The following is a 21,839-nucleotide window of genomic DNA, read 5'->3' as shown; positions in this document are numbered from 1 at the left end:
GGGCCACCCGATCCGATCGGGTGGCCCCACCAGTGCGTGCACGATGACACGCCGCGTCAAGGGGGCAGAACACGGCGTCACCGTACGACGCCGCGGCCGGGAGTCGGTCAGTGGTCGGAATGCTCCAGTCGCCACTGCGCCTGCCAGGCGGCTCCGATGATCCCCGCCCGGTTGAAGAGCTTGGCCGGGACGATCGGGGTCTCCAGATCGAGATGCTTGAAGAACTTCTCGTGGTCCTTGCTCACCCCGCCGCCGACGACGAAGAGGTCGGGGGAGAAGAGCATCTCGACGACCTCGTAGTAGCGCTGGAGCCGTTTGGTGGCCCAGTCCTTGTAGCTCATGTGCTTGGCGTCCTTGACCGACGAGGCCGCACGCTTCTCGGCGTCGTGTCCGTCGATCTCGAGGTGACCCAGCTCGGTGTTCGGCAGGAGGATGCCATCGTTGATGACCGCCGATCCGATGCCGGTGCCCAGAGTGGTGAGGATGACGACCCCCGGCACGCCCTTGGCCGCGCCGTAGTGCACCTCGCCGAGGCCGGCGGCGTCGGCGTCGTTGACGAGGGTGACCGGACGGCCGAGGGCATCGCTGAGGTGACGCTCGGCGTCGAGCCCGGCCCAGCTCTGGTCGAGGTTGGCGATGAACGGCAGCACACCGTGCCGTACCGGAGCCGGGAAGGAGATGCCCACCGGGCCGTCACCGATCGACCCCGAGAAGTGCTCGATGATCTCGCGAAGCACCGCGACGACGTTCTTGGGGGAGGAAGGCTGGGGGGTCGCAATCCGAAGCCGCGGCTCGGCGAAGTCGCCGAGCTCCAGGTCGACGGGGGCACCCTTGATCCCTGAGCCGCCGATGTCGATGCCGAGCACACTGGTCATGGCGCAACCCTACTGGACCTGTCGAGTTCGTCGAGGACCAGCCTCCGGGCCACCGTCTCGTCGAGATCGGAACACACCAGGGTCACCGGTCCCGTCGGTACGTGGGCGACGACGTCCGCCACCCGCAGCAGGCGCTGGAGCGGACCTTGGCGTAGCCCGGTGGACTGCACCCGGGCGTGCGGGACGACGTTGACGGACCTGGTGAGCAGGCCGTCACGGGTGGCGATGACAGCCTCGGTCCGGCCCCAGCCGATGACCTGTTGGGTGAACCAGTGGAACCACCGCGATCGCCGGGGGATGGGCTGCCAGTCGACGTCGTCCAGCCGGAACCCGGGCCAGACGGCGTCGAGGGCGATGTCGACGTCCTGGCGGACCCCGACGGGCAGCAGCATGGTGGCCGAACCCTCGTCGTCGCCCGCGCCGGCCCCCAGCACCGTGAGCTGCATCCGGTACCACCCCAAGGGGCGCCACAGGAGCGGTTGCCGGATGACGATGCCCTGCACCCGGTGCACCGGAACTGTCCGAGTGGTGAGGGTGGTCATGCCGTGGACGGCCTTGAGGCCGCCGCCGGACCGAAGCAGGGTGAACCGCCAGTTCGACGTGAGGGAGTGCCACAGGTACCCGATGACGGCGGTGACCGCGCCGAGGACCGCGACCATCCCCACGGCCCCCGATCGCCTCCAGAAGCTCCACCACAGCCCCCCGCCGGCGACGAGGACCGTGAGGAGGAAACCCGTCGAGCACAGGGTCGAGGTGACGACACGACGCCCCGGGACGGTGACGAGGACGTGCTCGTCACGGCGTCGGTCGTGCCAGGCCGACGGCTGCGCAGGGGTCGCGCCCGCCGGGGCCCGGTCGGGTCCGTCGTCGATCGGTTCGCCGGGGTTCCCGGTGGGACGCCCCTGTCCCTGCCGCGCGAGGATGTCCCGGAACCGGTACGCGTCGGCGCGTGAGAGGTACGCGATCGTCTTGTGCTCGTGGGCGCCGACGTCGATGACGAGCTGCGCCAATCCGAGGATGCGTGCGGCGAACGGCTGGACGACGTCCACCGACTGGATCTTGCCCAGCGGGATGCGGTCGGAGTCGTGCCGGATGAACCGGTGGTCGATGCGCACCTGGGTCTCGTCGATGAGGAAGGCCGTCGTGCGCCACCGGACCCACCCGACGATGAGTTGCAGCACGAGCAGGCCGCCGACGATGGCCCCGAGCGCCCAGTAGGTCCTGGGATCGATGGAACCGGAGTGGTCGTCGAGGTCGCGCGCGAGCTCCTTGGCGAAGAACACGAACGCCGCGACGAGGAAGAGCCATCCGCGCACGAGCGGACTGGCCCAGTGCGGACGCTGGCTGAGCAGGACCTCCTCCGTCGCACCGGGGTCGGGTCGGTCGTCGGTGGGCCGTTCGGGCAACCCGGTCCCCGGGATCCCGCCGCTCACAGGGCGGCGTCCCTGGCCTCGGCCATGGCCGTGATCCGGTCGCGGATGACGGCGGCCTCCCGGGTCTCCAGACCGGGGATCGTCGCGTCGGTCGACGCCGACGCCGTGACGAGCTGGACGTTCGCCAGCCCGTAGTGGCGGGCGATCGGACCGGCGTCGATCTCGACCGACTGCATCCGCCCGTACGGGACGATCGTCATCGACCGGAACCACGGGCCGGACCGCACGCACAGGTCGGACCCGCGCTCGCACCAGCCGATCGCCCCGACGACGGCCGGCATCCGTGACCATCGCCAGGCGGTGAACACCACCGCGACGAGACCCGAGACGAGGGCGGCCCACCACGTCCACAGGACGCCGAGCAGGACGGTGACGACGACCCCGAGCACCCCCCAGGTGAGCAGGACCGAGAGCCTCTTGACCGTGACGTAACTTGGCGAGACCGGTCGCCACTGGCCTCCGGGTGGGCTGAAGAGGTCATCCATGAGGAGGAACCCTACCGGGTGGGGTCCATGGCTCCGGGTCGGGCCGTGCGCACAGCTGCGTGACATACTGGGCGTTCGGACACGGGGTGCGCCCAGGCGCTGAGAACACACCCGTGGAACCTGATGCAGTTCGCACTGGCGAAGGGAATGTCCACATGAACGACGTCGTCCACCCCCCGGTCGCCCACGCCGTCCCGCGCGTGTTGTCGATCGCCGGTACCGACCCCAGCGGAGGGGCCGGCACCGCCGCCGACATGAAGTCGATCACGGCGGCCGGCGGCTACGGGATGACGGTCGTCACCTCCCTGGTCGCCCAGAACACCACCGGCGTGCGGGCCATCCACGTGCCCCCGGTCGATTTCCTCGGGCAGCAGCTCGCGGCCGTCGCCGACGAGGTCCGGCTCGACGCCGTCAAGACCGGGATGCTCGCCGATCGCCGGATCATCGAGACCGTCGGTGCCTGGTTGGCGGAGCACCGCCCGCCCGTGGTCGTCGTCGACCCCGTCATGGTCGCCACGAGCGGCGACCGGCTGCTCGCCGCCGACGCCGAGGAGGCCATGCGCGAGTTCTGCCGACAGGCCGACGTCGTCACCCCGAACATCCCGGAACTGGCCGTGCTCGCCGGTGAGGAGCCCGCCGTCGACGTCGACGCCGCAGTGGCGCAGGCCAGGCGCTGGGCCGGCGCCAACGGCACGGCGGTCGTCGTCAAGACCGGGCACCTCGACGACGAGTCGACGGCGAACATCTGGGTCGACCCCGACGGCACGACGATCACCGTGCCGGCCCGCCGGGTCGACACGACGAACACCCACGGCACGGGATGCTCCCTCTCCTCGGCCCTGGCCACCCGCCTGGGCATGGGTCAGACGCCCGGCGCCGCCCTGGCATGGACGACCCAGTGGCTCCACGAGGCCATCGCCGCCGGGGCCGAGCTGGAGGTCGGACGCGGTCACGGCCCGGTCGACCACGGCCACCGGGCACGGCGTCTGGCCGCTGCGGGCATGGCGACGCCGTGGTTGGGGGCCGGGTGCGTCCCCGAGATCCTCGACAGCCCCGACCAGCTCGCGCCGCGCGCCGACCCCGCCGCTCAGGCCGTCCCCGCCGCCGGGCCGTGGACCGACGCCCTGTGGCGGGCGGGGTCGTCACTGACCAGGCGCATCGCCGACTGCGCGTTCGTCGCCGGGCTGGTCGGCGGGTCGCTGCCCGAGCCGGCCTTCGCCTTCTACCTCAACCAGGACGCCCACTACCTCGATCGCTATGCCCGGGCCCTGGCGGCCCTGGCGGGTCGGGCGAGTGTGCCGGGCGACGTCGTCCACTGGTCGACCTCGGCCCATGAGGCGCTCGTCGTCGAGGCTGCCCTGCACCGAGCCTGGCTGGCGGACCGCCCACGGGTCGCGCCGAGCCCGGTGACCGAGGCCTACACGTCATTCCTCCTGGCCAGCGTCCTGGCCGACGACTACGTCGTCGGTGCGGCCTCGGTGCTGCCGTGCTACTGGCTCTACGCGCAGACCGGGGCCGACCTGCCGCAGGTGCCGCAGGGCCACCCCTACGCCGCCTGGCTGGAGACCTACCGGGACCCGGCCTTCGTCGAGTCGACCCGGACCACCCTGGGCATCGTCGAGGAGGCCTTCGCCCAGGCCGGCCCGACCGCCCGCTCCCGGGCGGCACGGGCGTACCTGACGGCCTGTCGGCACGAACTCGAGTTCTTCGGTCAGGGTCTGCGGGTCGATCCGGGCGACCCCGGGGTCGACGCCCCCCGCTGACGACCCGAGGGGACGGGGGTCAACTCCATCGACGCAGGTAGCGCTCGAACTTGGGGTGCTCGGGTCCGTAGACGTCGAGTTCGCTCATGACGAGGGGTCCGGTGAAGGTGACGCTCGGGGCGTGCGGCGGGGGAGCCGGCAATCCGCGGACCTTCGTCTCGGCCATGATCGCCGTCGTCCTGTCGATGATCCGCAGGCCCTCGGGGACGAGGACGATGACCTCGGACATGGTGGCGGCCAGGGAGACCGTCACGTCATGGGCCGCCAGGGGCATGGCGACGAGGTTGAGACGAGCCTCGCCCATGAGCGCGAACAGGGTCGTCGACTCGGCCAGGACGTCTCCGGAACCGCGTCGTGCCGTGGACATGATCGAGATGATCCGGCCTTCCCTGGGGCCCGGCACCACGGGCACGCTCGGGCTCGACGGAGTCGCCTCCGCGACGAGTCCGAGGTCCGCGGTGAGGGCGTGCAACTGGCCCCAGGTGCGTGACTCCAGGGCGGCGGCCACCCTCTCCTCGTGCTCGGAGACGTCGAGTCGGCCATCGGCGTAGGCGTCGTCGAGCAGAGACACGATCTTGGCGCGTACGGTGTCGCTGGCGCGCATGGCCCCGCCACCGACGGGGTCGGGCGTGACGGTCATGGACGCCGGTCCAGGGCTGGCACGGGGCACTGGAGTGGTGGCCCCGGGGCCCACCGAGGCCGGGGCGACCCCGCAGTCCATTCAAGTCTTAGGTTAGGCCAACCTAAGAATGCATTCGGGAATGATAGTCATTATGTGTCCGCGTGAGCGGACGAAGGAGGATGTCATGAGATCGAACGGATGGGCCCGAGCCGCGGTGCTCGTCGCCGGGGCGGTGGCGTTGTCGGCCTGTGGCGGCACGTCGGGGTCCGGCACGGCCGCGTCGACGTCATCCTCGCGGGTGCGAGTCGTCGCCACGACGACCCAGATCTGCGACTACGTCACCCAGATCGCCACCGACCGTTCCGCCCAGGCGACCCTGGCCCTGGAGAAGACCGACGCCTCCGGGCGCCGGAGCACCGCGGGGGCGACGGGGGACAAGGCCCGGTCGACCATCGAGCTCACCTGCCTGCTGGCGCCCAACGCCTCGGCCCATGAACACGAGATGACCCCGGCCCAGGCCAGCGCCCTGGCCAAGGCCGACCTCATGCTCGTCTCCGGGGTCGACCTGGAGCACTTCCTCGACTCGGCGGTGAAGTCCTCGGGCTTCAAGGGAACGATGGGCGTCACCTCCGGGATCCTCTCCTCCAAGGACGTCGACGACCTCGCCGGGGCCAAGGCGGCGGAGGCCTCCCTGCCGTACAAGGTCGACCGAGGAAGCCAGAAGGTGAACATCGCCAAGTGGCCGTTCCCGCCCGAGGAGGGGGAGAGCCAGCCCGAGTTCAGGTTCGATCCGCACATCTGGACCAGCCCGCGCAATGCGGCGATCCAGGTGCGCAACATCGGGGAGTTCCTCGACAAGGCGTCCCCGGCCAACCGTGCCCTCTTCGACAAGCATGTCGCCGCCTACTCCTCGGCGATCTCCGACCTCGACGGCTGGGCCAAGGCCTCCCTGGAGTCCGTGCCGAGCGCCCATCGCGTGCTCTTCACCTCCCATGACGCCTTCGGCTACTTCTCCAAGACCTACGGGGTGAAGTTCATCGGTGCCGCGATGTCCGATTTCAACAGCCAGCAGGACGCCACCGCGAACCACATCGCCAAGGCGGCGGCCGAGGTCAAGGCCTCGGGGGCGCGTGCGCTCTTCGCCGAGAACTCGAACAACTCGAAGTCCATCGAGGTCGTGGCCCGCGCGGCCGGCGTCAAGGCCGTCATCGGGGAGGACGCGCTCTACGGCGACTCCCTGGGGCCGGACGGGTCCGAGGGGCAGACCTATGTCGGGTCGATCGTCCACAACGTCACCACCTTGGTGCGGGCGTGGGACGGGAAGGTGGCGCCGCTCCCGACATCGCTGCGTGCGAACAGGTGACGGCGGGCGAACCAGTGACGACGGCGGGAAGGTGACGATGACAGGGGTTCCGGTGGGCATGGACGGCGACGTCGTCGAGCTGGTGGACGCCTCCTTCGGCTACGGGAGCCGCGCCGTCCTCACCGGGGTCACCGGCACCCTCGCCGCCGGGCAGGCCCTGGCCCTCCTGGGGCCGAACGGGTCCGGCAAGACGACGCTCCTGCGCGGCGTCCTCGGCGCGGTGCGCCTTCTCGGTGGCACGATGCGGATCGCCGGGGGAGCCGTCGGATACGCGTGCCGCAGTCGGCCGATCTCGATCTCACCTTCCCCGTCACCGCGAGCAAGGTCGTCGAGATGGGCCTGTACCGGGAGCTCGGATGGTTCGGCCGGGTCGGCAGGCAGGGCCGCCGCCGGGTCGACGCCGCCCTGGAACGGGTGGGCATGGCCGAGCACGGTTCGGTTCGCTTCGGGCAGTTGTCCGGGGGCAGCGTCAGCGGGTCCTCGTCGCGCGAGCTCTCGTGGCCAGACCCGCGCTCGTCCTCCTGGACGAACCGTTCAACGGTCTGGACGAGCCCACCCGGCGGATGCTGTTGCAGATCATCGTCGACATGAAGAGCGAGGGAGTGGCCGTCATGGCCTCCACCCACGATCTGGCCCTGGCCCGGGGGACCTGCGAGAACGTCATGCTCCTGGCCGGTCGGCAGATCGCCCTCGGCCCGATCGACGAGGTGCTCACGACCGACAACCTCACGAGAGCCTACGGAGGGGTGCCCGGCTCGACCCCGGATCTCCTCGTCACGGAGGAGGTGCGGCGATGACGGCGTCCCTCGCCGACCTCGTCGAGTCCCTCCGACAGGCGCTCGAGACCGTCCCGGGTCTGCAGGACGTCGCGTCCGCCCCCTACCTCTTCCGGCCGTTCGTCGTCCTGGTCGTCCTGGGGCTCGCCGGGGGAGTGGTGAGCGTGGTCGTCAACCTGCGGCGTCTGGAGTTCAACGCCGAGGCCACCGTCCACTCGATCTTCCCGGGGATCGTCGCCGGGGCCGCTCTCGGTGGCATCGACCACATCGTCCCCGGGGCGAGCGTGGCCGGGGTGCTCGTCGTCCTGGCCCTCACCTGGGTGGGGCGGACCGGTGCGGGGGCCGACGAGGCGGGGACGGCCGTCGTCCTCACCTCCTTCTTCTCGGTGGGCATCGTCCTGTCGCTGCGGGCCTCGGACATGTCGGGCCAGCTCGAGGCGCTCATGTTCGGCCGACTGCTCGAGGTGACCGACGAGCACCTGGCCCAGACCTGCCTGGTGTGTGCCCTGGCTCTCCTCGTCCTCGTGCTCACCTGGCGACACCAGGTGTTCGTGGCCTTCGACCGGGTCGGGTCCCGGGCCGCCGGAACACGCACCCTGGGCGTCGACCTGGCCGTCAACGGCGCCCTGGCCGCCGTGACGATCGCTGGGTCGATGGCCGTCGGCACCCTGCTCGTCATCGGATATCTCGTCGTGCCGGGGGCGGCCGCTCGTCTCCTGTGCCGCTCCGTCCGGACCATGGTGCCGGTGGCGATCGGTGTCGGCGTGCTCGGTGGATGGCTCGGGCTCCAGATCGCCACCGTGGACTCGCCGCGTCCGATCTCGCCCCAGGCGAGCGTCGCCCTGTGTGTCGTCGGTCTGTTCCTCGTGTGTCTGGCCGTGCGCGGCCTGCGGTGGGTCCGCGTGAGGGTGGTGGGCTGAGATGTGGGACGTCATCCGGCTGCCGCTCGTCGAGATCATCGTCGTCGGCGCGGTTTGTGGGCTCGTCGGTGGGTTCGCGGTGCTGCGCGGGCGGGTCTTCTTCGCCGAGTCGATCACCCATGCCACCTTCCCCGGGGCGGTCCTCGGTGTCGTCGTCGCCGGGGCACTCACCTCGGACCAGCGCGTGCTGTCCCTGTGGCTCCTCGTCGGGGCGATGGCCATGTGCCTGCCCCTGGCGGTCCTCATGAGGGCGCTCACCCGGATCCCGGAACTGTCGGGCCAGGCAGCGGCCGGCATCGTCCTCACCCTGGGATTCGCGCTCGGCTACTTCCTCGACCGGTGGTTCTCCCCGTTGCCGCTCCACGTGGACGGCTTCCTCACCGGGGCCCTGCTCCACGTCAACGGGGTCGACCTGGCTGCCGCCGTGGTCGTCCTGGCCGCCGTGCTCCTCGTCACCTGCGGACAGGGGCACCGCATCATCCTCCGGTGCTTCGACGCGGACGGCGCCCGAGCGGCGGGGGTTCGCGGTGGCGCGGTGGACCTCCTCGTCCTCGCCATGATCCTCGTGACGGTCGTCGTCATCATCCCGGCGGTGGGAACTGTCCTGTCCATCGCCCTGGTCGCCGCACCGGCCGCCTCCCTGCGCAGGCTCGTCGACTCACCGACAACCCTGCTCGTCGCCTCGCCGGTGGCGGGAGCGTGCATCGGGGTCGCCGGGCTGCTCGTGGCGGTCGGTGCCGACCTGTCGGCCTGTGGCACGATCGCGGTGCTGGCCGGCGTCTTCCATGTCACCTGCCGTGCCCTCGGCGCGGTGGGACCACGGTCGTGGCGGGGAGGGTCGCTCAGTGCTCCCGCACGATCGCAGTACCCATCTCGAGCATCCGGATCGCCATCTGCAGGTGGTCCCCGATGAGGTCGAAGGCGGCGTCCTCGGTGAGCACCCCGCACGGCACGTCGGCCGGCAACTCCTCGGCATCGGCTGCCGCCATGTCCTCGTGCCACTCCTGACTACCGTAGTAGGACGCAAGATCCCGATACGCCTGCTCGTTCTCCTCGAACTCGTCGAGGACCTCGTTGAGACGGTCGACGAGAACGCGCGTCCGGTTGAGACGCCGCTCCATCGCGGTGACCCGAGTGACCCTGTCGTCCCGGCCGGTCATGACACCTCCTGAGAACATGTGGATGATCGCCACAATAGGCCATGTGGTCGGACCGTGTCCGGACCGGGTGGTAGGCTGGATGCGCGGCGGCGTCGACCCCGATCGGTGAGGCCGACGACCCACTCGAGGAGGAGATCTCGTGACGAACCTGCAGGGCACCTATCAGCGCTCGTTCCAGACGGACTGGAAGGGCCGTCCCTTCGTCGGCAACGACCAGGGTCACTACACGCGCAACAGTCCGGTCCACGCCCCTGACGTCGCCGAGCGTCACGCCTATCTCGTGGGGGCCGGGATCGCCTCCCTCACGGCCGCCGGATTCCTCGTGCGTGACGCCGGAATGCCCGCCGGGAACATCACCATCCTCGAGTCCTCGGACATCGCCGGAGGGTCCTTCGACGGCGGCGGGAATGTCGAGGAGGGGTTCATCGCCCGAGGTGGGCGCGAGATGGGCCAGCACTTCGAGTGCTTCTGGGACATCATGAAGGACGTCCCGGCCCTCGAACTGCCGGGCCACTCCGTGCTCGACGAGTTCCGACTCACCAACGAGAACGACCCCAACCGGGCCCGCACCCGCATCATCCACGACCGGGGCGTCCCGCGTGACGCCCACGACATGGGCCTCAATCGCAAGGGGCAGCTCGCCGTCGTCCGGCTGTTGCTGGCCAAGGAGTCCCAGACCTGGGGCAGGACCATCGAGGACTGGTTCGACGAGGATTTCCTCCACTCGACCTTCTACACGCTGTGGAAGACGATGTTCGCCTTCGAGGAGTACGAGTCGCTCACCGAGATGAAGCGCTACCTCCATCGCTTCCTGCAGTACCTGCCCGGATTCCCCGACTTCTCCTGCCTGCGGTTCAGTCGCTACAACCAGTTCGAGTCGTTCATCCTGCCGCTGCGCACCTGGCTCACCGACCAGGGCGTCCAGTTCCGCTACGACACCGTCGTCGAGGACCTCGACATCGACATCAGCCCGACGCGCAAGGTCGTCCGGGCCTTGAGGGTGCGTCATCATGACGGCAGCACCGACTCCATCCCGGTCGGCGAGCGCGACGTCGTCCTCGTGACGAATGGCTCGTGCACCGAGGCCACGACCTATGGCGACATGGACCATGTCGCCCCGTACACCCGCAACCCGGGCGGTGACTGCTGGACGCTGTGGCGCAATCTCGCCGCGAAGTCCGCCGACTTCGGGCGTCCCGAGGTCTTCAGCTCCGACACCGACAAGACCCTGTGGATCTCGGTGAGCTTCAACTTCATCGGACGTGACCATCCCTTCCTGCGCAGGATCCAGGAGCTGTCGGGCAACGACCCGCTGGCCGGACGCACGGTCACCGGCGGGATCATCACCGCCGAGGACTCCTCCTGGTGCTGCAGCCTCACCATGAACCGCCAGCCCCAGTTCCGGGCCCAGCCCTCCGACTGGGGTGTGGCCTGGGCCTACGGGCTGTACCCCTTCGCCGTCGGCGACTGCGTCCGCAAGCCCATGGTCGAGTGCACCGGCGAGGAGATCCTCAAGGAGTTCTGCTTCCATTTCGGGCTCATCGACGAGTTCGACGAGATCCGTGCCCACACCAAGGTGCGCACGGCGGCGATGCCGTACATCACCGCCTTCTTCATGCCACGTACCGCCGGCGACCGCCCGGAGGTCGTGCCGCACGGATGCGTCAACCTCGGGTTCCTCGGCCAGTTCGTCGAGACCCCCGACGACTGCATCTTCACGACGGAGGGCTCGGCCCGCACGGCCATGATGGCCGTCTACCAGCTCATGGACGTCGACCGTGACATCCCGCCGATCTTCCCGGCCCAGTACGACATCCGAGCACTGCTGCACTCGGGGTCCGTGCTGGCCGGAGGCAAGCTGCCCGGGGAGTGGCTGCTGCGGCGTCTGCTGGGCAGGACGTACTACGCCGACATCCTGCCCTGATCGGGGGCCGCGAGCGGGCCGGGCCGGCGTCGACCCCGAGGCCATCGGGGTGCGCGTGCGGAGGGTGCTGGACGGCCGGGAGACGACCGGTCGGGTTCAGTGTGCCGGGAGGTAGGTGCGCACGTCCCCGGCCGTCTGCACCATGTGGGCCCTCATGGCCCGTCGGGCCTGGTCGGCGTCGCCCTCGCGGATGGCCTCGAGGATCGCCTCGTGGTGCACCATGGCATGCTCGCGGACCGCCCGGTGCGAGGAGGTCTGGGTGCGCCCGGTGCGCAGTGCCTCCTTGATGGGGTCGAAGACCGTGAGGAGGAAGGGGTTTCCGGTCGCGCGCAGGATGAGGTCGTGGAACTCGAGGTCGGTCCGCACGGTCTCGGCGATGGAGTCCCTGGAGTGAGCCTCATGGTAGGTCTCGAGCATCTCGGCCAGTCGGGTGACGTCGTCGTCACTGCGTCGTTCGGCTGCCAGGCCGGCCGCACCGATCTCGATCATCTGGCGGATCTCGACGAGTTGCAGGGCGATGTCGCGAGGCCCCGAGGTCCTCGACTGCCAGGCGATGATCGCTGCGAGGTCGGTCCACTGGTGGGGCGGACGCACGAAGGTGCCCCGGCCGTGGATGGGCTCGAGGACCCCCCGGTCGGCCAGCACCTTGACGGCCTCGCGCAGGGTGAGCCGGGAGACCTCGAGCTGGGCGGCCAGGGCGGCCTCGGCGGGCAGTGGGTCGCCGGTCTGCACGGCCCCGCTGGTGACGAGGTCGAGTAGCCGGTCGACGGTGGACTCCACCCTGCTCGTCGCCATGGTCGGACCTCCCTCGTGCCCGGGCGGGGGATGCCCGGTCTGGGAGGGAGTCTACGGCCCGGCCGTGCCGCAGCGTCAGTCCTCGAGCCAGGCGATGGCGTCGACCTGGGCGGAATCGACGCCCTTGACACGCGGCGGTCCGAGGGTGATCGCCTTGATGACGTGGTCACCCAACGGGGCCAGGGTCATGTCCTCGATGCCGGTGATGACGTGGCCGGTGTAGTTGCCGAGCAACCACCGGTGGGCCTCCGCTCCCAGATCGTTCGACGGCGTCCCGATCGACAGCCAGTCCATGCCGATGCACCGCAGTTCGGGGAATTCCTCGTTGAGCCAGCGACACAGGTCGGGGTGCAGGCTGACGCCCTCGTACTCGTAGGTGTGTGGATCGGTGAACTTGTACTTCTCGAAGCCGGTGCGCAGGAGGAGAAGGCCCTTGCCGCGCAGGGCCTCGGCGAAGGGCTCGAGGTCCTCCTTGACGACGATCGACCTGGGTACCCCGCGGTGCGGGAGGTCCGCCACGAGGACGTCCTTGCCCTCGTAGGCGAAGGTCTCGATGGGTAGGGTCTCGAAGTCGGCGCCGTCGGGATTGAAGTGGTGCGGGCCATCCATGTGGGTGCCGAAGTGGTTGGGCAGGTGGATGATCTTCGAGTTGAAGGGCTTGCCGGTGGGCGAGATGACGGAGTCGTCCTCGACGCTGACGACCGGTTCGCCGGGGTAGGCGTTGTCCTTGGGATCGAGAAGGTACGAGAGGTGGACGAACATCTTTGCTCTCCTGTGAGTGGACGGGTGGTGCGCCGCTGCGACCACATCACCATCGTACTCAGAGGTCAGAGGACTTGCCAAGGGTTGTGACGTGCTCGGGGATGGATCTCGCGACAGCGTCGCAACCGGGCACCCGAGCGGTGTGGTCGCGACGGCGTCGCGAGATCCGAGGATTCTGGGTCGGCGTCAGTCGCCCGCGGTCGATCGCACGGCACGCTGCCGCAGGGCGAGCTGAATGAGGAAGCTCACGATGAAGGCGATACCCGCGAAGCTGGCTCCATACTGACTTGCGGCTGCCCAGGACTTGTCCGCCAGGAAATACATGAGTGCGGTGCCGATGAGGTACGCGCCGATGGCTCCGATGAAGGCGCTGAGGAGCATGCGCAGATAAGGGCTCGTCGAGGTGTTCATGGTACGGGTCCTCTCGTCAGGTGGACGATCCGGGCTCGAACCCTACTGGCGGCACCTCTTCCATGTGCATATGTCGTTCTCAACGTTTGGTGACATGTGAATGAATGCATGGTGAACAGGTGTGTGGTCCGTGCGGACCGCCATGAAACCCCGCGGAACGTCGGATCCTCGGTTCGCAGGGGGGTGGGGGATGAGTTGCGCGGGGATGTGTGGCGGTGGGCCGTGGTGGCCCCGGGGATGATGGCGGAGCCGCGGTCAGCGGGCGAACCGGGGGAAGAGCTTCTCGGCGTTCCCGCGGTCGATGGCATGGTGGCGCGTCGTCGGGTAGGTGGTGAGCATCGTGGCGAAGGCGACCGAGGCCTTCGCCGGGGCGCAGGGGAAGTCGCTGCCGAAGAGGACATGGCTGCGCCGGGCGAATCTCAACAAGGCGGGCATCGAGAAGGGGGAGGGGGTGAGGGCGGTGTCGAGGTGGAACCGCCGCAGGCGGCGCAGCCCGTCGAGCGGGTCGCCGGTGGGTGAGGCCGTGGGGGAGAGTCGTGGGGCGGCCCAGGGGATCATCCCGCCACCGTGGGACAGGATGAACCGGATGCGGGGGTGGCGATCGAGGACGCCGTTGCGCGACAGATTGAGTGCCGCGCGGGTCGTGTCGAGCAGGAAGTCGGCGGTGTACGCGGGAAGTCCCGGCACCGAGCCCCCGGGCAGCGCCTGGGGATGGAGGAGGACGACGGCGGATCGATCGTCCAGGGCCTTCATGAGCGGCTCGAAGGACGGGTCGCCCAGATAGGTGCCCTCGCAGTTGGCCAGGAGGATGACCCCGTCCGCGTCGAGTTCGTCATAGGCGTGGTCCATCTCGGCGATGGCGCGGTCGACGTCGGGCAGGGTGAGCGTGGCGAAGTAGCCGAACCGACCGGGGTGGTCGAGGGTGAGCTGATGGCAGTACTCGTTGAGCCGTCTGGCCATCGACGCGGCCTCCCGTCCCTCGGCAGGCTCGACCCCGGGTGTGGACACCGAGAGGATCGCCGTGCGGGTGCGGGTGGCCTTCATGAGCTCGAGGCTCGCCTCGGCCGACCACTGCGGGATCGGCAGTCCACCGGCGTCGAGTCCCCTGGCCGCGAGCCAGTCGCGGTAGAAGGGCGGGACGATGTGGTGGTGGGTGTCGATGCGCTCGGAGCCGAGGCGGATCGGCAGCTGTGGCAGCTCCGGGATGGGCAGGTCCATCGGAGATCCTTTCTCGGGTCGATCCCTCAGGCCTCGAGCAGGTCGGCGAGGTGCTCGAGGTCGGCGATGATGGCATCGACGAGCTCGGGTGGGGCGGACTCGGCCCGGCTGGTCGCGAGATGGGCGGCGAGGGCGTCGCGGATGCCACGGGCGGCGCGCGACCGGCCATGGGGCTCGAGCACGCCGGGGGCGAGGGTGAGGACGGTACGACGTCCGTCGGTCGGGTCCGGGCGGGCGGTGACCAGGCCGGCGTCCTTCATCGACGCGACGGTGCGGGATACCTGACTCTGGGCGAGTCCGGTGCGCTGGACGATCTGGCTCACCGTCGTCGGGGCGTTGCGGAAGAGGTCCTCGCCGACCTCGATGTCGGCGACCCCAGCCGCCTCGTCCGGGCTGGTCGTGGCTTCCACGGCGATGCGCCTCAAGGTGCGTACGAGCCTGTGCAGGTCACCAGCGTCCATGCAGACAGAATACATGAGGCTTGATACATCTAAACAGATGCATCTATAGTCATGTACATGACTCTTGCGGACTACCTCATCAGTGGCCTCCTCATCCTCAGCATCGTGCGGCAGATCAGGGGCCGGCCCCTCACGTGGCTCGGTCTGGCCTGGCCGCTCGCCCTCGTCGGTTGGGCGGTGGCGGCCTACCTCACCCGGATTCCTGCGGGAGAGGCGAACCGGACGGCGGTGGTCGTCCTGGCCTCGGTCGGCCTGTGTCTCGGCTTGTCGTGCGCTCTGTGTTCGCGGGTGTGGCAGGACTCGGGGCGGGTCATGCTGCGCTCGACCGGGCCGGCCGTCGTCCTGTGGATCGTCGGCGTCGGGGCCCGAGTCGCCTTCGGACTCTGGGCCGAGCATGGCGGTGGACTCACCATCGTGAGGACCAGCCAGCGACTGGGGATCACGGACTTCACTGCGTGGGCCGATGGGCTCGTGCTCATGGCTCTGCTCGAGGTGCTGGGTCGGAGCGTGCTCCTGGCGGTGCGCCGGGTGCGACTCCATGCCGAGGGTCAGCAGGGGCGGGTCTGACCGCCACGATTCCCCGCGCAAGTCGTGCTGGGCGGGTGAAGGTGCCGATTCCAGGGGTTGTGCGGGGGATCTGTGGCGGTCGCTCACTCGAGCCGACGGGGGAACCGCAACCCGGCACCGCTCAGCGGCAGGAAACCGAGCTTTTCGTAATAGGGCACGAGCTCGGGGTCGCAGCACACGTCGATCGAGTACATCCCATCGAGCTCGGCGACGATCCGCGAGATGAGGTCGCGCCCGATGCCCTGGCCCTGGAAGTCCGGATGCACTTCGAGCCACGGGATGAAGGCCGTGAGGATGCCGTCACTGATGGCGTTGACGTACCCGACGACGCGATCGCGCTCGAGAGCCCACACTCGGCGGAACGACCCATCCATGACGTCGACAAGAGTGGTCGGCGACGGCGGATGGGGCCAGCCGACGAAGAACCCGTCGATCTGCTCCGGGGCCACGGCTCCGGCCCGGGTCGTGTAGGTGATCATGGGCTCATTGAAGCATGACGAGCTCGGCCTGGTCTGCAAGAGGCGGCCCGTCACCGGCGTCCGTGGCGGTGGTCACCTTGGGGAAGATGCCGACCGAGGGCGCCAAGGTGTCGACGGGGGTGGACATTTGACGTGGAGCCCGGGTTCGGGATGTGAAACGTGCGTTTCCGGGGCGCCCGCGTCGAATGTCCACCCACCGGCTGACCTGACGACGCGCCCGGGGTGGCCGACCGGGCGCTGGCATGGCTGGCTCGCGGACGACCTCTCGCCAAGGTACGAGCCCACGGGAGCCCACGGCGGGGGTCCTGTCGCACCGCCACGTCCCTGCCGTCATGGATTGAACCATGCCCTGACAAGGGGACTTGTCGTGGAGCGGGCGACGGGAATCGAACCCGCGTGTCCAGCTTGGGAAGCTGGCGCTCTACCATTGAGCTACGCCCGCATGTCCGTGAGGACTCGATGAACTCTAGCGCATCCGGGGCGCCGGGTCACCTCGACCCCACGGAGTCGGTCACTTCACCGCCCCCGACGTGATGCCCGAGATGATGCTGCGCTGGAAGACGACGAACAGCGCCACCAGCGGCACGCTCATGAGGAGCACGTAGGTGAAGATGAGATGCCAGTTGTTGAGGTGCACCCCGGCGCTGGCCACCGTGAAGAGGTTGAGCGGCAGGGTGTCCATCCGCCCGCCCACGACGAAGAAGGCGTAGAAGACGTCGTTCCACACGTACAGGCTGATGAGGATCGTCGCGGTCGCCAGGACCGGCCGTAGCAACGGCAGGATGAGGGTGAGGACGACCCGCATCGGGCCGGCGCCGTCGATCCGCGCGGCCTCCTCGAGGGACTCGGGCACCATCCGGACGAACCCGGTGACGAAGAAGACCACCGTCGACAGGTACATCCCGACATAGGCGCAGATCATCCCGATGGGGTGCCCCGCCAGGCCGAGCTGACGCAGCAGCAGCACGAGGGTGACGACAGCCGGCGGCAGGATGATCCCCGAGATGCCGAGTGCGTAGATGACCGACACGAGTCGACCTTTGCGTCGGGCGAGCACCCACGAGGCCATCGACCCGATGAGCAGCACGACGGCGACCGACGGCACGAGGAGCAGCAGCGACCCCAGGTAGGCCCATCCGATCCGCGTCTGGCCGACGACGGTCGACACATTGCTCCACAACTGCCAGTGACTCGGGAGCGACATGTCCGGGGTGAGGGCCTCGGCCTGTGACTTGCCGGCGGTGACGACGACCGTCCACAGCGGCACCCCGACGAGCACCACTGCGAGCAGGACGGCGCACAGTGGCTGCACGATGCGCTTGTTCATGCCATTCTCCCCTCGCGGCGACGGAGCATCCCGATGACCGGGAAGGCCAGGATGACGACGGCCAGGAAGAGCACCAGGCTCATCGTCGTCGCCTGGGCGTAGAGGCCCTGGCCGAAGGTCCGGAAGATGAAGAGGTTGAGCAGTTCGGTGGAGCCACCGGGCCCTCCGCCCGTCGTCGCCTGGACGATGTCGAAGGAGTTCATCGACCCCAGCAGGGCGGTGGCGACGTTGAACGTCACCGCCGGGGCGATGAGGGGCAGACGGATCTGGTGGAGGGTGGCCCACCGGGACGCCCCGTCGATGCGGGCCGCCTCGAGAACCTGGGCGTCGATCGTCTTGAGCCCTGCCAGGTACACGAGCATCGACATGCCCATCCACTTCCACGAGTGGATGACGATGCACACGAAGAGGGTCCACGTCGTCGACCCGAGCCAGGCGATCTTCACCGGCGATCCGGTGAGCAGTCCGAGCATCTGGTTGAGTCCGCCGTCCGGCCGCAGCAGCGCCTGGAAGACATACCCGGCGGCCAGGGCCGAGAGGATGACCGGGACGAAGAAGACGACCCGGACGATCTTGTTGACGAGGGTGTCGCGTTCGAGCAGGAGGGCCAGCCCGAGCCCGAAGAGGTTCTGCAGGACGGCCACCCCGGCGGCGTAGACGAGGGTGATGACCAGCGAGTTGCGCAGGCTCCCCGAGGCGATGAGGTCGGCGAAGTTGCCCAGCCCCACCGGGTTCATGGCCGACTTGAAGCTCGACCAGTCGGTGAAGGCGTAGATGAAGTTGTAGATCGTCGGTGTGAGGAAGAACACCGCGAGCACGGCGAACGCGGGTACGACGAATCCCCAGGGGTGCGACCGGTCCGCGGTGCCGTGTCGCGGTGTTGCTTCCATCGATGACATGGGGATCAGAATCCCTTCGCGCCGATCGCCTTGGCGAGCTGGGCGAACTGGGTCTGGGTCTCCGAGCCGACCTGGGCCGGCGTCTTGGTCCCGGCGATCATGTCGCCGAGGTTCTTGGCCAGGTCACGGTTGGCGATGGCCAGGGACTGCATGGAGCCGACCGAGTCCTTGAGGGTGGCGTTCGAGTCGATCATGGCCTGGGGCACCGAGTCGGGGGTCTTGACGCCGTCGATGATCGAGACGGTGTTCTGCGACTTGACGAAGGAGCCGTAGCCGTCCGAGAGCCAGTAGGTGATGAACTGGCGCGCCGCGGCCTCCTTCTTGGCGTCCTTCACTTGAAGGCGACGACGGCGTTGGTCTGGTCGGGGATCGACGTGGCCAGGGTGCCCTTCTTGGAGATGGGGAAGAACCCGATCTTCTTGTTGAGGGTGGCGGTGTCGGCCTGGGTGCCCATGTTGCCGAGCAGGCTCGTCACCTGGATGGCCATGGCGGCCTTGCCGTCGAGCAGGGCCTTGGCCTGGTCGTTGAAGGTGCCGGTCTTGATGTCCGAGTTGAACAGACCGTCCTTGATCATGGTGTCGTAGGTGTTGATGGCGCCCTGGATCTCGGTGCCGGTGAACTTGTCCTCGTTCTTGTTGACCTTGTCCCACAGTCCGGCCTTGGCGGCGTCGGCCAGCTGGACCTGGACCGCCCACTGCGAGGCCCACCACTCGCCGCCCATCTCGTAGAACGGGGTCTGGCCGGCGGCCTTGAGCTTCTTGGCGGTGGCGAGCATGTCGTCGAAGTTCTTCGGCACCTGGACGCCGTTCTTGGCGAAGACCTCCTTGTTGTACCAGACGCCCATGACCGAGGGGGCCGACACGAAGGCGGCGTAGCGGTGTCCGTCGAGGGTGCCACCGGAGGCCAGGACGTTCTTGTCGGTCTTCGACTCCCACGGCGCGCCGTCGAGCACCTGGAGGTGCTCCTTGGCCCCCAGGCTCGTGAGCATCGACGTCGTCGGCTGCCACATGGCCAGGTCGGGGGTGTCACCGGTGGCGACCTTGGTCTGGACGCCCTGCTCGTAGGGGTCGGGGATGGTGACGATCTTGACCTTGGCGCCGGTGGCCTTGCTGAAGTCGGCGGCGACCTGCTTGGGGATCGACGCCGACGACTGGGCCGCCCACAGGGTCAACTCGACCCCGTCGAGCTTGGCCGTGGCCGACGACCACGAGCCGGCCGAGCTCTGGGACTCGGTCGAGCCGGTGCCCGGGTCCGAGCAGCCGGCGAGGGCGAGTGCCGCCGCGGCGCCGGCCGCTGCGATCTTCGTGATCCGTTTCATTTCTTCTCCATTCCTGCGGCATCGGTGACGCCATTGTGAAGATCCCGGACGCGGTAGACCTGGCCGGTCGGTCGAGGGGAGGTGCAGCTCAGCCGAGGAGCTGCGCCGGAGTTGTCGACGAGGATGCCCGGGTCGGCGACGAGAGGGGTGGGCGGGTAGATCTGCTCGAGGCGGGTGCCGGACAGCTGCGGCAGCTCGAGAGCCGATCCGCCACGCGGGCCGAGCGCGGTGGACCCGTCGACCGGCCGGTGCCAGACCACCAGGACGCCGTCGCGGGACGTCGGGTGCCGTCGGGCGGTGACGACCCACTCGTCGGTCCAGGCGGCGACGTCGTCGGGCCACCACGGCAGGTCGGTCAGGAGATCGGTGCGCAGCTCCTTGGCCAGGTCGACGCCGGCACGGACCAGGTCGAGCTGGTGGTCGTCCATCCGGTCGAGGTGACCGGACAGGTAGAGGGCGCCGGCCAGCGAGGTCGTCATGGTGAGGACGATCTCCTCGTCGTCCATGTCCGGCTGCGGGTACGCCCAGCTGGCGGCCTGCTCGGGCAGGACGGTGAGGGTGGCGTTGGCGGCGATCGGCGGGGAGCGCAGCGGGTCCTGCAGGTCGGAGGTCGACTGCAGGGTCGCGGACGACAGGAGGGCGTAGTCGGTCGTCATGCCCCCCGACGCGCAGTTCTCCACCCGGAGGCCGGGGTGACGGCGGGGTACGTCGGCGAGCCAGGCGGCCCAGGCCCGGGAGTGCTCCAGCAGGCCGTCGCCGGGGGAGTCGGCGCCCTCGTCGGGCCCCGAACCGACGGAGAAGTTGTCGTCGATCTTGAGGTATCCGATGCCGTAGCCGACCATCCGGTCGATGACGGCGTCGAGGTGCGACCGTGCCGCCGGATGACGCATGTCCAGACGCAGTCGGTTCTGCTCGACGATGGCCACCCCCGCCCGGCGCATGAACGCCTCGGGCGGCAGCTCGTCGACGAGCGGACTGTCGAGACCGACGGCCAGTGGTTCGATCCACAGGCCGGACGTCATGCCACATGCGGCGATGAGGTCGAGCACCTCCGTCAGGCCACCGGGGAAGCGACGGGTCGACGGTTCCCACCGGCCGACGCCGTCCCACCAGCTCTCGTCGTCGGCGTGCCAGCCGGCGTCGATGCAGTAGACCTCCGCCCCGGCCCGGGCCGCGGCCGGGACGAGGGTCGAGAGTTTCTCGGTCGTCGGGTCGGCCATGAGGGTGTTCATATGGTCGTTGAAGACGATCGGGGCCGGGGCTGTGGGTCCCTCGACGGCCCTCAGGGCCCGGCGGTAGGTCGTGAACTCGGCCGCGGCACCCTGCCAGCCGTCCGTGGAGAAGGCCAGGGCGACCGTCGGCGAGGTGAACTCCTCACCCGGGTCGAGGCGGTGCATCCAGTGATGGTGCAGATCGGTCGGACCGAACACGCACAACCCCAGGGTGGAGGACCGTCGGGCCAGCTCGACGGTCCAGCCGCCGTTGTGCTCGACCTGCCAGCCCGCGGCGCGTCCGGACGTCGGATCGGTGACGAAGCCGACCGGTTCCCAGCGGCCCGAGGACCAGCCCGATTCCGAGGACAGCGTGAGTCGGTCACGGGGCGACTCGCCGTGCAGCTCGGTGCCGACACCCACGAGGGCCTCGGAGAGACGGTGGTGGGACCACCGCTGCTCGGCCATCCACGAGCTCGGCGCGACGAGCAGGTCGAGGCCGTCGAGGTCGGCCCCGGGCAGCAGGCTCGCGCACGCCAGGGAGACGGCGGTGAGGTGGACGGGGCGATCGCCGTCGTTGCGGACGGTGGTCCGTGCGCGCACGGTGGCGTCGGTGGGATGCCACAGGTCGATGGTCGCGGACAGCCCGGAGGTGGGGTCGTGCTCGACGACGCGGGTGCCCGGCCACGGGGACCCGAGCGGTTCGCGTCGGACCTCGCGCAGGCCCGCGCCGACCGCCGTCTGGGTGAGGCGATGGTCGACGAAGCAGCGTCCGTGTTCGAGGGTGAGGCACTCGACGAGGGGGAGGGCGACGGCGTCGTCAAGGCCGCCGACGGCCAGCGCGGTGGGCTGGTCGGGGCTGCTCGTGAGCCGGAAGGGCCGTGGGGCCTGGTCGACGTCGTGCATGGTGTGGGACTCCTGGGTGGCCGGCATTGGCCGTCGTTCACTTGCGGTTCACCCTAGGAGCCGGGCCGGGGCAGTCCACAGGGTGTGAAAGTCCACTTTCATGCAGTGGTGGCGGCGCCGACCATTCGTCGTAGGCTGCGGGAAACCCCCAGTCAGGGGATGAC

General features: G+C 69.2%; 23 protein-coding genes, 1 tRNA gene, 2 pseudogenes and 1 riboswitch. Of the genes and pseudogenes, 8 read left to right on the top strand and 18 right to left on the bottom strand.

Annotation, left to right across the window (positions count from 1 at the left end; translation table 11 throughout):
• Window positions 1-107: 107 nt before the first annotated feature.
• Genes ppgK through E0E30_RS11260 form a run of 3 tightly spaced genes read right to left on the bottom strand, consistent with a single transcriptional unit; the run spans window position 108 to window position 2,793 of the window.
• On the bottom strand, window positions 108-875 hold the full coding sequence (gene ppgK / locus E0E30_RS11270; protein ID WP_130866357.1) for a polyphosphate--glucose phosphotransferase: 768 nt from the start codon (window positions 873-875) through the stop codon (window positions 108-110).
• On the bottom strand, window positions 872-2,308 hold the full coding sequence (locus E0E30_RS11265; protein ID WP_130866356.1) for a PH domain-containing protein: 1,437 nt from the start codon (window positions 2,306-2,308) through the stop codon (window positions 872-874). Before E0E30_RS11265 ends, ppgK begins: the two co-directional genes overlap by 4 nt.
• The gene (locus E0E30_RS11260; protein WP_130866355.1) at window positions 2,305-2,793 is read right to left on the bottom strand and encodes a PH domain-containing protein; all 489 of its coding nucleotides are present in this window, start codon (window positions 2,791-2,793) and stop codon (window positions 2,305-2,307) included. Before E0E30_RS11260 ends, E0E30_RS11265 begins: the two co-directional genes overlap by 4 nt.
• Before the next feature lie 72 nt (window positions 2,794-2,865).
• Window positions 2,866-2,958: riboswitch (TPP riboswitch) on the top strand.
• Between E0E30_RS11260 and E0E30_RS11255 the strand changes: the two are divergent.
• A pseudogene (locus tag E0E30_RS11255) lies at window positions 2,940-4,556 on the top strand (bifunctional hydroxymethylpyrimidine kinase/phosphomethylpyrimidine kinase); the annotation flags it as partial. Its footprint overlaps the riboswitch before it by 19 nt.
• 19 nt (window positions 4,557-4,575) lie before the next feature.
• On the opposite strand, the gene E0E30_RS11250 reads toward E0E30_RS11255, so the two are convergent.
• Window positions 4,576-5,196, bottom strand: coding sequence for a DUF1707 SHOCT-like domain-containing protein (locus E0E30_RS11250; protein ID WP_167853937.1), 621 nt, complete (start codon window positions 5,194-5,196; stop codon window positions 4,576-4,578).
• A gap of 166 nt (window positions 5,197-5,362) precedes the next feature.
• Between E0E30_RS11250 and E0E30_RS11245 the strand changes: the two genes are divergently transcribed.
• The 5 genes and pseudogenes from E0E30_RS11245 to E0E30_RS11230 all read left to right on the top strand — a co-directional run bounded on the left by E0E30_RS11245 (window position 5,363) and on the right by E0E30_RS11230 (window position 9,150).
• Window positions 5,363-6,541: a metal ABC transporter substrate-binding protein gene (locus E0E30_RS11245; protein ID WP_130866352.1), complete on the top strand. Its 1,179-nt coding sequence runs from the start codon at window positions 5,363-5,365 to the stop codon at window positions 6,539-6,541.
• Window positions 6,447-6,749: pseudogene (locus tag E0E30_RS13825) on the top strand (ATP-binding cassette domain-containing protein); the annotation flags it as partial. The gene E0E30_RS11245 and the pseudogene E0E30_RS13825, both read left to right, overlap by 95 nt.
• A 289-nt stretch (window positions 6,750-7,038) precedes the next feature.
• Window positions 7,039-7,338, top strand: a complete 300-nt coding sequence (locus E0E30_RS13680; protein WP_245306692.1) for a hypothetical protein — start codon at window positions 7,039-7,041, stop codon at window positions 7,336-7,338.
• On the top strand, window positions 7,335-8,237 hold the full coding sequence (locus E0E30_RS11235; RefSeq protein ID WP_130866351.1) for a metal ABC transporter permease: 903 nt from the start codon (window positions 7,335-7,337) through the stop codon (window positions 8,235-8,237). The genes E0E30_RS13680 and E0E30_RS11235 overlap by 4 nt, the downstream gene beginning before the upstream one ends.
• A gap of 1 nt (window position 8,238) precedes the next feature.
• On the top strand, window positions 8,239-9,150 hold the full coding sequence (locus E0E30_RS11230; protein WP_130866350.1) for a metal ABC transporter permease: 912 nt from the start codon (window positions 8,239-8,241) through the stop codon (window positions 9,148-9,150).
• Here the strand turns inward: E0E30_RS11230 and E0E30_RS11225 are convergent.
• Complete coding sequence (locus E0E30_RS11225) at window positions 9,080-9,397, bottom strand: DUF4298 domain-containing protein (RefSeq protein ID WP_167853936.1); 318 nt, start codon at window positions 9,395-9,397, stop codon at window positions 9,080-9,082. The genes E0E30_RS11230 and E0E30_RS11225 overlap by 71 nt on opposite strands.
• Before the next feature lie 139 nt (window positions 9,398-9,536).
• Between E0E30_RS11225 and E0E30_RS11220 the strand changes: the two genes are divergently transcribed.
• Entirely contained in the window at window positions 9,537-11,321 is a 1,785-nt protein-coding gene (locus E0E30_RS11220) for an oleate hydratase (protein ID WP_130866348.1), read from the top strand.
• Between the two features lie 96 nt (window positions 11,322-11,417).
• Here E0E30_RS11220 and E0E30_RS11215 read toward each other — a convergent pair whose 3' ends face one another.
• The 5 genes from E0E30_RS11215 to E0E30_RS13345 all read right to left on the bottom strand — a co-directional run bounded on the left by E0E30_RS11215 (window position 11,418) and on the right by E0E30_RS13345 (window position 14,968).
• Window positions 11,418-12,116, bottom strand: coding sequence for a FadR/GntR family transcriptional regulator (locus E0E30_RS11215; RefSeq protein WP_130866347.1), 699 nt, complete (start codon window positions 12,114-12,116; stop codon window positions 11,418-11,420).
• A 75-nt stretch (window positions 12,117-12,191) separates the two neighbouring features.
• Window positions 12,192-12,878 (bottom strand): cyclase family protein, encoded by a 687-nt coding sequence (locus E0E30_RS11210; protein WP_130866346.1) that lies wholly within the window; start codon window positions 12,876-12,878, stop codon window positions 12,192-12,194.
• Window positions 12,879-13,064: 186 nt separating this feature from the next.
• Entirely contained in the window at window positions 13,065-13,289 is a 225-nt protein-coding gene (locus E0E30_RS11205; protein WP_130866345.1) for a hypothetical protein, read from the bottom strand.
• A gap of 255 nt (window positions 13,290-13,544) precedes the next feature.
• A complete protein-coding gene (locus E0E30_RS11200) occupies window positions 13,545-14,507 on the bottom strand; it encodes an amidohydrolase family protein (protein WP_130866344.1) in 963 nt (320 codons plus the stop codon).
• 26 nt (window positions 14,508-14,533) lie between these two features.
• Window positions 14,534-14,968 (bottom strand): MarR family transcriptional regulator, encoded by a 435-nt coding sequence (locus tag E0E30_RS13345; protein WP_167853935.1) that lies wholly within the window; start codon window positions 14,966-14,968, stop codon window positions 14,534-14,536.
• A gap of 57 nt (window positions 14,969-15,025) precedes the next feature.
• Between E0E30_RS13345 and E0E30_RS13340 the strand changes: the two genes are divergently transcribed.
• Window positions 15,026-15,535 carry a DUF1453 domain-containing protein gene (locus tag E0E30_RS13340; protein WP_167853934.1) on the top strand — a complete coding sequence of 170 codons (510 nt, stop codon included), beginning with the start codon at window positions 15,026-15,028 and terminating at the stop codon, window positions 15,533-15,535.
• Window positions 15,536-15,618: 83 nt separating this feature from the next.
• Here the strand turns inward: E0E30_RS13340 and E0E30_RS11190 are convergent, their stop codons facing one another.
• The 8 genes from E0E30_RS11190 to E0E30_RS11165 form a co-directional block, all read right to left on the bottom strand.
• Window positions 15,619-16,014 carry a GNAT family N-acetyltransferase gene (locus tag E0E30_RS11190; RefSeq protein ID WP_130866342.1) on the bottom strand — a complete coding sequence of 132 codons (396 nt, stop codon included), beginning with the start codon at window positions 16,012-16,014 and terminating at the stop codon, window positions 15,619-15,621.
• Between the two features lie 4 nt (window positions 16,015-16,018).
• On the bottom strand, window positions 16,019-16,141 hold the full coding sequence (locus E0E30_RS13770; protein ID WP_280953283.1) for a hypothetical protein: 123 nt from the start codon (window positions 16,139-16,141) through the stop codon (window positions 16,019-16,021).
• Window positions 16,142-16,382: 241 nt separating this feature from the next.
• Window positions 16,383-16,456, bottom strand: a tRNA-Gly gene (locus tag E0E30_RS11185).
• Between the two features lie 69 nt (window positions 16,457-16,525).
• Entirely contained in the window at window positions 16,526-17,341 is an 816-nt protein-coding gene (locus E0E30_RS11180; RefSeq protein ID WP_130866341.1) for a carbohydrate ABC transporter permease, read from the bottom strand.
• Complete coding sequence (locus tag E0E30_RS11175; RefSeq protein ID WP_130866340.1) at window positions 17,338-18,240, bottom strand: carbohydrate ABC transporter permease; 903 nt, start codon at window positions 18,238-18,240, stop codon at window positions 17,338-17,340. Before E0E30_RS11175 ends, E0E30_RS11180 begins: the two co-directional genes overlap by 4 nt.
• Before the next feature lie 5 nt (window positions 18,241-18,245).
• Window positions 18,246-18,575 (bottom strand): hypothetical protein, encoded by a 330-nt coding sequence (locus E0E30_RS13675; protein WP_245306586.1) that lies wholly within the window; start codon window positions 18,573-18,575, stop codon window positions 18,246-18,248.
• The gene (locus tag E0E30_RS11170; RefSeq protein WP_245306585.1) at window positions 18,572-19,558 is read right to left on the bottom strand and encodes an ABC transporter substrate-binding protein; all 987 of its coding nucleotides are present in this window, start codon (window positions 19,556-19,558) and stop codon (window positions 18,572-18,574) included. Before E0E30_RS11170 ends, E0E30_RS13675 begins: the two co-directional genes overlap by 4 nt.
• The gene (locus tag E0E30_RS11165; protein WP_130866339.1) at window positions 19,555-21,702 is read right to left on the bottom strand and encodes a glycoside hydrolase family 36 protein; all 2,148 of its coding nucleotides are present in this window, start codon (window positions 21,700-21,702) and stop codon (window positions 19,555-19,557) included. Before E0E30_RS11165 ends, E0E30_RS11170 begins: the two co-directional genes overlap by 4 nt.
• Between the last annotated feature and the right edge of the window lie 137 nt (window positions 21,703-21,839).

The sequence above is a fragment of the Acidipropionibacterium timonense genome (assembly GCF_900605005.1).
Classification (GTDB): Bacteria; Actinomycetota; Actinomycetes; order Propionibacteriales; family Propionibacteriaceae; genus Cutibacterium; species Cutibacterium timonense.
This window is presented reverse-complemented; position numbering and strand designations above follow the sequence as displayed.

Bases quoted from the DNA above. Each gene is read 5' to 3' on its own strand.
- ppgK (WP_130866357.1), bottom strand. From the start codon at position 875: ATGACCAGTGTGCTCGGCATCGACATCGGCGGCTCAGGGATCAAGGGT.
- E0E30_RS11260 (WP_130866355.1), bottom strand. From the start codon at position 2,793: ATGGATGACCTCTTCAGCCCACCCGGAGGCCAGTGGCGACCGGTCTCG.
- E0E30_RS11250 (WP_167853937.1), bottom strand. From the start codon at position 5,196: ATGACCGTCACGCCCGACCCCGTCGGTGGCGGGGCCATGCGCGCCAGC.
- E0E30_RS11245 (WP_130866352.1), top strand. From the start codon at position 5,363: ATGAGATCGAACGGATGGGCCCGAGCCGCGGTGCTCGTCGCCGGGGCG.
- E0E30_RS11235 (WP_130866351.1), top strand. From the start codon at position 7,335: ATGACGGCGTCCCTCGCCGACCTCGTCGAGTCCCTCCGACAGGCGCTC.
- E0E30_RS11230 (WP_130866350.1), top strand. From the start codon at position 8,239: ATGTGGGACGTCATCCGGCTGCCGCTCGTCGAGATCATCGTCGTCGGC.
- E0E30_RS11225 (WP_167853936.1), bottom strand. From the start codon at position 9,397: ATGACCGGCCGGGACGACAGGGTCACTCGGGTCACCGCGATGGAGCGG.
- E0E30_RS11215 (WP_130866347.1), bottom strand. From the start codon at position 12,116: ATGGCGACGAGCAGGGTGGAGTCCACCGTCGACCGGCTACTCGACCTC.
- E0E30_RS11210 (WP_130866346.1), bottom strand. From the start codon at position 12,878: ATGTTCGTCCACCTCTCGTACCTTCTCGATCCCAAGGACAACGCCTAC.
- E0E30_RS11205 (WP_130866345.1), bottom strand. From the start codon at position 13,289: ATGAACACCTCGACGAGCCCTTATCTGCGCATGCTCCTCAGCGCCTTC.
- E0E30_RS11200 (WP_130866344.1), bottom strand. From the start codon at position 14,507: ATGGACCTGCCCATCCCGGAGCTGCCACAGCTGCCGATCCGCCTCGGC.
- E0E30_RS13345 (WP_167853935.1), bottom strand. From the start codon at position 14,968: ATGGACGCTGGTGACCTGCACAGGCTCGTACGCACCTTGAGGCGCATC.
- E0E30_RS13340 (WP_167853934.1), top strand. From the start codon at position 15,026: ATGACTCTTGCGGACTACCTCATCAGTGGCCTCCTCATCCTCAGCATC.
- E0E30_RS11190 (WP_130866342.1), bottom strand. From the start codon at position 16,014: ATGATCACCTACACGACCCGGGCCGGAGCCGTGGCCCCGGAGCAGATC.
- E0E30_RS13770 (WP_280953283.1), bottom strand. From the start codon at position 16,141: ATGTCCACCCCCGTCGACACCTTGGCGCCCTCGGTCGGCATCTTCCCC.
- E0E30_RS11180 (WP_130866341.1), bottom strand. From the start codon at position 17,341: ATGAACAAGCGCATCGTGCAGCCACTGTGCGCCGTCCTGCTCGCAGTG.
- E0E30_RS11175 (WP_130866340.1), bottom strand. From the start codon at position 18,240: ATGTCATCGATGGAAGCAACACCGCGACACGGCACCGCGGACCGGTCG.
- E0E30_RS11170 (WP_245306585.1), bottom strand. From the start codon at position 19,558: ATGAAACGGATCACGAAGATCGCAGCGGCCGGCGCCGCGGCGGCACTC.
- E0E30_RS11165 (WP_130866339.1), bottom strand. From the start codon at position 21,702: ATGCCGGCCACCCAGGAGTCCCACACCATGCACGACGTCGACCAGGCC.